This is a genomic window from Pseudomonas sp. PSB18 (assembly GCF_014596565.1).
In the GTDB taxonomy this organism is placed as follows: Bacteria; Pseudomonadota; Gammaproteobacteria; order Pseudomonadales; family Pseudomonadaceae; genus Aquipseudomonas.
On record NZ_NOIN01000020.1, the window covers coordinates 1 to 6180 of the forward strand.

General features: G+C 65.9%; 1 protein-coding gene. It reads left to right on the forward strand.

Annotated features, from left to right (window positions below):
- Positions 1 to 6180: non-ribosomal peptide synthetase (locus CGA22_RS26935; RefSeq protein ID WP_188258760.1), on the forward strand; the 6180-nt coding region annotated here is incomplete at both ends.

The window sequence follows — 6180 nt, forward strand, 5'->3', positions numbered from 1 at the left end:
AGGACGGCGAAGTACGCCAACGTTTCGCTCCGGCCGACCTCGGTTTCACCTTGGTTGAGCATGACCTGCAAACCCTAGACGTCGAGGCCCGGCAACAGGCCGTCGAACAGCTGTCCCAGGAAGAAGCCCACGCCGCATTCGACCTGAGCAGCGGCCCGCTGATTCGCGGACGCCTGCTGCGCCTGGCCGAGGACGAGCACATCCTGCTGGTGACCCAGCACCACATCGTCTCCGACGGCTGGTCGGTGGCGGTGTTGATCGGTGAGTTCAACGCGCTGTACGCCGCGTTCAGCCAGGATCGCGAAGATCCGTTGCCGCCCCTGGCCCTGCAATACGCCGACTACGCCGCCTGGCAACAACAGCACCTGCAAGGCGAACGCCTGCAAGCCCAGACGCAATTCTGGAAGGAACACCTGGAAGGCGCCCCGGCCCTGCTGGAACTGCCGGCCGACCACCCACGGCCCCAGGTGCAGAGCTACCAGGGCGCCGCACTGGCGCTGCAACTGCCCGCCCCGTTGAGCGCCCGCCTACGGCGCTTCAGCCAACAGCGCGGCCTGACCCCGTTCATGACCCTGCTGGGGGCCTGGTCGATCCTGCTGTCGCGCCTGAGCAATCAATCGGAAGTCGTGGTCGGCACGCCCGTCGCCAACCGCCCACGGCGTGAAACCGAAGCGCTGATCGGCTTCTTCGTCAACACCCTGGCCCTGCACATCGACGTGCAGGCCGACAGCCCGGTCGAGCAGTTGCTCGAACGCATCAAGGCCACCACCCTTGACGCCTACGGCCATCAGGACCTGCCGTTCGAACAAGTGGTCGAAGCCCTGCAACCGGAGCGCAGCCTCGGCCATAGTCCGCTGTTCCAGGCCATGCTGGTGCTCGGCAACACGCCACAAGACCAGGCTTTGGAATTGCCAGGCTTGAGCCTGAGCCCACTGGCCCAGCCCACCGGCACCACCCAGTTCGACGTGAGCCTGTCCCTCAACGATGACGGCGAGACCATCAGCGGCCAGTTCGAGTACGCCACCGATCTGTTCGACGAAAGCACCATCGCCCGTTGGGGCCGGCACCTGCTGCACCTGCTCGACGGGATGCTCGACGACGCCACGCAGCCGGTGGCGACTCTGCCGTTGCTGGATAACCAGCAACGCCGGCAACTGCTCGGCGGCTTCAACCAGACCCACGCGGCGTTCCCCGAAGGCATGCTGCTGCAGGAATGGTTCGAACAGCACGTACAGAAGCGTCCCCAAGCCATCGCCGTCCAGGCCGAAGGGGTCAACCTCAGCTATGCCGAACTCAACACCCGGGCCAATCGCATTGCCCATCGCCTGATCGCCGCGGGCCTGCGTCCGGATGAACGAGTCGCCCTGTTGGTGGAACGCAGCCCGGAAATGATCATCGGCATCCTGGCCATTCTCAAGGCCGGCGGCGCCTACGTGCCGCTGGACCCGAACTACCCGCAGGACCGCTTGCAGCACATGCTCGACGACAGCACGCCGCGGGTCCTGCTCACCCAGAGCTACCTGATCGAAACCATGGCCGAACAACTGCCGGCGCTGCACATGCCGCAGCTGTTGCTCGACGACTCGACTGATGGCGATGATCGCAATCCAAGGGTCGAGGGCCTGACCTCCCGGCACCTGGCCTACGTCATGTACACCTCCGGCTCCACCGGCAAGCCGAAAGGCGTGATGCTCGAACACCGCTCGGTGTGCAACCAGATCGGCGCCTTGCAGGAACGCTATGGCCTCAACCCCCAGGATCGCATTCTGCAATTCGCCACCATGACCTTCGACATGTCGGTGGAAGAGATCTTTGGCGCCTTGCTGTCCGGCGCCACCCTGGTGCTGCGCAGCGATGCCTGGATCGCCGGCACCGCCGCCTTCGCCGCGCTCTGCGAACAACATGCAATCAGCGTCGCCAATCTGCCGACCGTATTCTGGCAACAGGTCGCCCGAGACGCCCATGTCGCCCTGCCCGTTTGCCTGCGTCAGTTCATGATCGGTGGCGAAGCGGTGGGCAAGCAGGCCGTGAGCCAGTGGTTCGCCCGCGCCGGCCATCGCCCGGCGCTGTTCAACGCCTACGGCCCGACCGAAGCCACGGTCAACGCCTCGATCCGCCGCATGGAAAGCGAGCACGACGATTTCCGTTCCATCGGCAAACCGCTGCGCAGCACCCAACTGCACGTGCTCGATGCGCTCGGCAACCTGGTCCCCCTGGGCGTCGCCGGGGAAATTCATATCGGCGGCGTCGGTGTCGCTCGCGGCTACCTCAATCGCCACGAGCTGACAGCCGAGCGTTTTATCGCCGACCCGTTCAGCACCGATCCGGACGCACGCCTGTACAAGACCGGCGACCTTGGCCGCTGGTGCGCCGACGGCACCCTGCAGTACCTGGGACGCAACGACGATCAGGTGAAGGTCCGCGGTTTCCGCGTGGAGCTGGGAGAGATCGAAGCCGTCCTCGCCGGATGCCCCGGTGTCCGCGAAGCGGTGGTGGTTGCCCAGGAAAGCAAACCGGGTCAATCCGACAGCAAGCGCCTGGTCGCCTACCTGTGCGGTGAGTCGGTCCCGGTGGAGCAACTGCGTGCCGCACTGCTGGCGGCGCTGCCCGAGTACATGGTGCCGAGCGCCTTCGTCCAGCTTGAAGCGTTGCCACTGACCCCCAACGGCAAACTCGACCGCCGCGCCCTGCCCGCGCCGGGTCAGGAAGCGTTCGCCAGCCGCGCCTACGAGGCACCGCGAGGCGAGATCGAACAGATCGTTGCAAACGTCTGGCAAGACCTGTTGGGCATCGAGAAAGTAGGCCGTCACGACCGCTTCTTCGAACTCGGCGGGCATTCGCTGCTGGCCGTGAGCCTGATCGACCGCTTGCGCCAGCATGGTCTGAGCGCCAGCGTGCGCACGGTGTTCACCGCCCCCAGCGTGCGGGAAATGGCCCAGGCCCTGAGCCGCAGCAACGAAACGCCATTCCTCGCCCCGGCCAACCGGATTCCAGACGGCTGCACCGAGCTGACACCCGACATGCTGCCCCTGGTGGAACTGACCGAGGCCCAGCTCGAACGCATCGTCGCCGCCGTACCGGGCGGGGCCGCCAATGTCCAGGACATCTACCCGCTGGCCCCGTTGCAGCAAGGGATTCTGTTCCATCATCTGCTGGGACACGAAGGCGATGCGTACCTGGTCCGCTCGCTGATCGAATTCGACAACCACGCACGTCTCGAGGCCTTTGTCGGTGCCTTGCAGCAGGTGATCGACCGCCACGACATCCTGCGCAGCGCCGTACATTGGGTCGGCCAGCCGCAGCCGGTGCAGGTGGTGCAACGCCAGGCCACGCTGCCGCTGCAGCACATTGCCCTGGCCGCCGACGAAGACCCGCGTGTTCAACTGGAACGCTTGAGCGATCCCCGGCACCTGCGCCTGGACTTGCAGCAGGCGCCGCTGATGCGCGCCTGCATCGCCCGGGTTCCGCACTCCGAACGTTGCTTGCTGGCCCTGCTCGACCACCACATGATCAGCGACCATGTGTCCCTGGGCATCGTCCTCGAAGAAGTCCAGGCCCTGTTGCAAGGCCAGGGCGACAGCCTGCCGCCGCCGATGCCTTATCGGGAATTCGTCGCCCAGGTCCTCGCGACGCCGCCGCAAGCTCACGAAAGCTATTTCAGCCAACGCCTGGGCACTGTCGACGAACCCACCGCGCCGTTTGGTGTGCTGGATGTCCAGGGTGACGGCAGCCAGGTCGCCGAAACCAGCGTGCGCCTCGATTCGGCCCTGAGCCAGCGGATCCGCGCCCAATCGCGCGCGGCCGGCGTCACGCCAGCCGTGCTGTTCCACATCGCCTGGGCCCAGGTACTCGGCCGCTGCACCGACCGCGACGACGTGGTGTTCGGCACCGTGGTCGCCGGTCGCCTGCAAGGCTCGGTGGGCGCCGACCGGGCGCTGGGGGTGTTCATCAATACCCTGCCGGTGCGGGTCCGATTGGCCGGGTTCGGGGTGGCCGCGCTGGTGGACGAAACCTACCGCGACCTCAGCGAACTGCTGAACCACGAGCAGGCCTCCCTGGCCTTGGCCCAGCGTTGCAGTGGCGTCGGCGCCGGCCTGCCGCTGTTCACCACACTGCTCAACTACCGCCATCAAACCGACGGCGGTTCGCTGGCCAATATCGATCAGGTCCTGGCCTGGGACGGTGTGCGATTCCTCAGCAACGAAGCCCGCACCAACTATCCGATCGAAGTGGCCGTGGCGGATGAAGGCGATGATTTCTCCGTGACCGCCCAGGCTATCGACGGCATCGATCCGCAACGCATCGCCGCCTACTTGGGCCAGGCCGTGGCCGCCCTGGTGGACGCTCTGGAGCATTCCCCTGACAGCCTCGCCAGCAGCCTCGACGTGGTGCCCGCCCGCGAACGTCAGTTGCTGCTCGAAGACTTCAACCACACCGCCAGCGACTTCGGCCCGGCGCAACCGATCCACCAGCTCTTCGAAGCCCAGGTGCACGCCAACCCCGACGCCGTGGCCCTGGTCTGCGAAGAGCGCCAGCTGAGCTATCGCCAGCTCAATCGTCGCGCCAACCACCTGGCCCGGCAACTGCTCGCCCTGGGCGTGCAACCCGATCAGCGCGTGGCCATCTGCGCCGAGCGCAGCCTGGAGATGATCGTTGGCCTGCTGGGCGTGCTCAAGGCCGGTGCGGCCTATGTGCCCATCGACCCGGCCCACCCGGCCGAGCGCATAGCCTTCATGCTGCAGGACAGCCAACCCCAGGCACTGTTGACCCAATCGGCGCTGTCCCTGCCGTCCGGGGAACTGCCGGTGGTGCTGCTGGACATCGTGGAATCGTTGCAAGCGGCAGACGATGCGGCTTTTGACAGCAACCCACAGGTGCCGGGCCTGAGCGCGGACCATCTGGCCTATGTGATCTACACCTCCGGTTCCACCGGCCAGTCCAAGGGCGTGATGGTCGAGCACCGTTCGGTGTTCAACTTCTGGCACGTATTGACCCGCACCACCCACCAGCACTGCCCGACCCCGGCCACCGTGGCCCTGAACGCCGGGTTCTTCTTCGACATGTCGATCAAGGGCATTGCCCAGCTGTTCTCCGGTCATCGCCTGGTGATCATCCCGCAACTGATCCGCGCCAGCGGCAGCGAGTTGCTGGACTTCCTCGAACAGCACCAAGTGCATGCCTTCGACTCCACGCCGTCGCAGCTCGACACCCTGCTCGCCGCCGGCCTGCTGGAACGTCAGAGCTACCAGCCGGTGAGCGTGCTGCTCGGTGGCGAGGCGATCAACGCCGCCACCTGGGAGAAATTGCGCAACTGCCAGAGCATCCGTTTCTACAACATGTACGGCCCCACCGAGTGCACGGTGGACGCCACCATCGACCTGATCCGCGACTTGGGCGAACGGCCGAGCATCGGTCGACCGTTCGCCAACGTCCAGGTCCACGTGCTGGATGCGCGAGGCGAACCGGCACCGCTGGGGGTGGCCGGGGAAATCCATATCGGCGGTGTCGGTGTGGCCCGGGGTTACCTGAACCGGCCGGAGCTGAGTGCCGAGCGCTTCATCGCCGACCCGTTCAGCGCTGCGTCGAATGCTCGCCTGTACAAGACCGGCGACCTTGGTCGTTGGTTGGCCGATGGCACGCTCGAATACCTGGGCCGCAATGACTTCCAGGTGAAGATCCGCGGTTTCCGCATCGAGTTGGGTGAAATCGAGAACGTGCTGCTCGGCTGTGCCGGGGTCACCGAAGCCGTGGTCATTGCCCGGGACGACAATCGCCTGGTGGCTTACCTGTGTGGCGAACCGACCAGTGCCGAGCAACTGCGCAGTGCCTTGCTCAAGCACTTGCCCGAGTACATGGTGCCCAGCGCCTTCGTGCACCTGGACGCCCTGCCCCTCACCGCCAACGGCAAGCTCGACCGCCGCGCCCTGCCCGAACCCGGCCTGGAAGCCCTCGCCAGCAAGGCCTACGAAGCGCCGCAAGGTGACACCGAAGTCGCCATTGCCGAGATCTGGAAAAACCTGCTGCACCTGGATCAGGTTGGCCGTCACGACGGCTTCCTCGAACTCGGTGGCCATTCCCTGCTGACCGTGCAACTGCAAGCCCGCCTGCACCAGGACCTCGGCGCCGAGATCGACCTGCGCACCCTGTTCGCCCAGACCTCCCTGAGCGAACTGGCCCGAC